Source organism: Pseudoalteromonas sp. SWN166 (assembly GCF_015864485.1).
In the GTDB taxonomy this organism is placed as follows: Bacteria; Pseudomonadota; Gammaproteobacteria; order Enterobacterales; family Alteromonadaceae; genus Pseudoalteromonas.
On record NZ_JADYXB010000078.1, the window covers coordinates 1 to 2895 of the forward strand.

Sequence of the window (2895 nt, forward strand, 5' to 3'; positions counted from 1 at the left end):
CAGGGCGCGTACCGCCGTGGGTGTTCTTCATACCGGCACCTTTCCTGTTGCGTGCAGCACGGCAGTCCACACACCCTTGTCCGTGGGCGCCTGACCCCATTCCTCGGCGTAGCGGTTGTCGATGAGGTTCTTGGCGATGGAGCGGGCCTGCGCCTCTTTGACCCCCAGCCGCTCGGCCAGTTCGGCGCGGGTGGCGGGCAGGTGGGCCAGCGCTTTGTTGATGGTTTCGTTTCTCATGGTGCTTGGTCGATCACGTCTACGGCGAAGCCCATGGCACGCAGGCGGTCGTGCTCGCGCACTTGGCCGGGCCGGGGCTTCTTGTTGGGCGCCTTGTACTCCGCAAAGCGGAAGTAGCGGGCGACGATCTCCTGGTGCTCCGGTGGCACCGGGAACAGCTTGATGCGGTCGGGCACGTTGGCGCGGCCGGGCGACACGAACTTGAGGCTCAGGCCGCCGAGGGCGGTGGTGGCCTCTTTGTCGGCGCGCTCGATGGTGGACTCGCGGGTCATGCAGGGGCTTTCTTGTTGCGGTTGGCGATTTTGAACAGGTGCTCGACCTGGAACTGCGCGTCGGCCAGCGCGTTGTGCGCGCCGGTGCCCTTGTCGGCGGGGTTGTACTCGATGGCCGAGTACATGTTGCGCACGGTCCGAAAATCTCTTTCATTTGTCCAGTACCAAGGCGTCTTGATGTCGGCGCGCTTGTAGGCCCCGCCGACGATGGTCAGATCGAACGCATTCGAGTTGCCCCATGGGCGCACGTCCTCGTGGCGGCAGGTCTCTTTGATCCAGTCGCTGAAGTCCTGCAGCACCTTGCNGGGCGCACGTCCTCGTGGCGGCAGGTCTCTTTGATCCAGTCGCTGAAGTCCTGCAGCACCTTGCGGATGTCCTGCCCGTTGAAGCGCACGCCGTGGCGAGCCTCATCGCTCTGCCCCAGCCACCACAGGAACGCGGACGGGTCGATGGTGCCACCATCGCGCACGCTGGTCGCCAGGTGCACGGTGCGCAGGAACGTGGGGCCCAGGGTCTGCGTCTTCATATCGAAGAACACTGCGCCGATGGACATCAGCGCTCCGGTGGGCGGGAGGCCCGCAGTCTCTGTATCAATCATGAGATCGAAAAATTGGGTGGTCATATCAGCCCTTGTAGTAGCGAGTGGTTTCAAACCCGGCGGCCGAGAGCGGCAGGCCCGGGGCCCAGTCGGGGTTCGTGGACAGGATCGCCACGAGGCCGTCTGCGTCGTATTCAGGGGTGTCGGGCACTTCGGTCAAGCCTTCGTCGTGCACGCTGAGGACGGGCAGGTATCCCTTGTCCTCGGCCACTTGCAGCGCTGGCGCCAGGATGTCGCGCGAGGTGGTTTGGCAGACGTTGCCGGTCATCTTGCCTCCATGTGTGAACACCTTCACCCACTGCCGCGTGGTCTTGCCTTCCTCGGCTGCCTCGCCGAAGTAGGCGATGGTTCCGTCGTCCAACAGGTGCGGGTGGAAGTAGGTGATAAGCCGCCCGCTGGGCAGCCGCACGACCATCCAGCGCTGACCCTTGTGGGACACGCAGCGCACCTTGATGTACTTGCCAACAGGAAACACCACGCCCCAGTTCCGGAGGGCGCTCTTGGCCGCGTTCTGCAGGTCGTACCAGAAGGCTTTGGTGGCAGGGTGGCGAGCGCGCCAGGCGAGTTTGCACGCCTCGCTGGCGAGCCATTCGGTTTCGCTGATCTCCAGCGACTCCAATTGCGGGCGGCCCCACTTGTTCAGGTTTTCGTGAGCTTTGGCGATCAGCGCGGGGGACACCTGTTCCTGCAGAGTGCCCCAGTAGTCGGCCATGCGGACGTTGTAGGCCGCCGCGAACTTCTGGTAGCCAGACACACCGCCCATGTACCCGCTGGCGAGGTCTGAAACTTTCCCTAGCGAGTCGCGGATGTACTTGGGCACCTCCATGGCCGGCACGCCGGTGATGATGGAGGCGGTAACCTTATATAAATCGGGCCCACGGCCAGCGTCGTACTCCCGGAACGCCTGCAGCTTCCATTCTTCCCCGGCCACCCACGCGAGCATGCGGCCCTCGATGTTGGACAAGTCCGCCACCACCAGCTTCTTGCCGGGAGGGGCGATCACGCAACCGCGCAGGGCCGCCGCACCGAACAACATGAGGTTGTCGAACATCAGGTCGTGTGCCCCGGCCTTCAGGCACTCGATGTACTGCTCGACTGCGGTGGGCTTGGGGAGGCCACGGCTGGGCAGATTCTGGGGTTGGAACATACGACCAGCCCAGCGGCGGGTGCGGCTGGCCCCTGCGAACTGCAGGCCCCCACGGAAGCGTCCGTCGGCCGCCACGGCGGGGTCCAGTGCGGCGTACTTGGCCGTGCTGGTCTTGTTCGACGCCATGGACAGCTCCATCAGCTCGGCAAGACGTGGGTCGATCTTTTCGCGCGCCTTCAGCATCTGGGTGAAGGTGTCCTTGGTCGTGTCCTCCAATTCCACACCGAACTCATTGAGCACGAATGCCTTGAATTGGTCGCGCTGGCTCGGCCGGTCCACCACGCCGCGCGTCAGCTCGCGGAACCGCACGCCGATGCGCTCCTTCTCTACGATGGCCGCCCGTGCACCGGCGCGTGTCAACTCCTGGTCCACCTGGAACCCACGCTCGTTGATCCGTTGGTCGCAGTGCCACTCTGCAATGGCCGAGGCGTCCCAATTCCAGGTGGGCGTGCGGCGCACGCACTCGCGCATGGCGGTGATGTCGTCGGCCGCGTAGACCTTGAAGCGCTCCCACTCGGCGGGGTGTGTGAGCCGCGTGGCGCGCTGCACCTTGCGGTTGGCTGGCTGGGGGCGGGTGAACAACTGGATGAGCTTCTTGCCCTCCTTGTTCTTGGCCTGGTCCTCGGGCACCTTGAGCACCG

5 protein-coding genes are annotated in these 2895 nt (G+C 64.7%); all 5 read right to left on the reverse strand.

Features of this window, described 5'->3' with window-relative positions:
• Positions 1-27: 27 nt before the first annotated feature.
• Positions 28-237, reverse strand: coding sequence for a hypothetical protein (locus I6F49_RS20055; RefSeq protein WP_114488333.1), 210 nt, complete (start codon positions 235-237; stop codon positions 28-30).
• A complete protein-coding gene (locus I6F49_RS20060) occupies positions 234-509 on the reverse strand; it encodes a VRR-NUC domain-containing protein (RefSeq protein WP_114488334.1) in 276 nt (91 codons plus the stop codon). Before I6F49_RS20060 ends, I6F49_RS20055 begins: the two co-directional genes overlap by 4 nt.
• Positions 506-757 carry a 3'-5' exoribonuclease domain-containing protein gene (locus tag I6F49_RS20065; protein WP_331461460.1) on the reverse strand — a complete coding sequence of 84 codons (252 nt, stop codon included), beginning with the start codon at positions 755-757 and terminating at the stop codon, positions 506-508. Before I6F49_RS20065 ends, I6F49_RS20060 begins: the two co-directional genes overlap by 4 nt.
• Positions 721-1131 (reverse strand): 3'-5' exonuclease, encoded by a 411-nt coding sequence (locus tag I6F49_RS20070; protein WP_197181735.1) that lies wholly within the window; start codon positions 1129-1131, stop codon positions 721-723. Before I6F49_RS20070 ends, I6F49_RS20065 begins: the two co-directional genes overlap by 37 nt.
• Before the next feature lies 1 nt (position 1132).
• The coding region (locus I6F49_RS20075) for a hypothetical protein (protein ID WP_197181736.1) at positions 1133-2895 on the reverse strand (1763 nt) is incomplete at its 5' end.

Bases quoted from the DNA above. Each gene is read 5' to 3' on its own strand.
- I6F49_RS20060 (WP_114488334.1), bottom strand. From the start codon at position 509: ATGACCCGCGAGTCCACCATCGAGCGCGCCGACAAAGAGGCCACCACC.
- I6F49_RS20055 (WP_114488333.1), bottom strand. From the start codon at position 237: ATGAGAAACGAAACCATCAACAAAGCGCTGGCCCACCTGCCCGCCACC.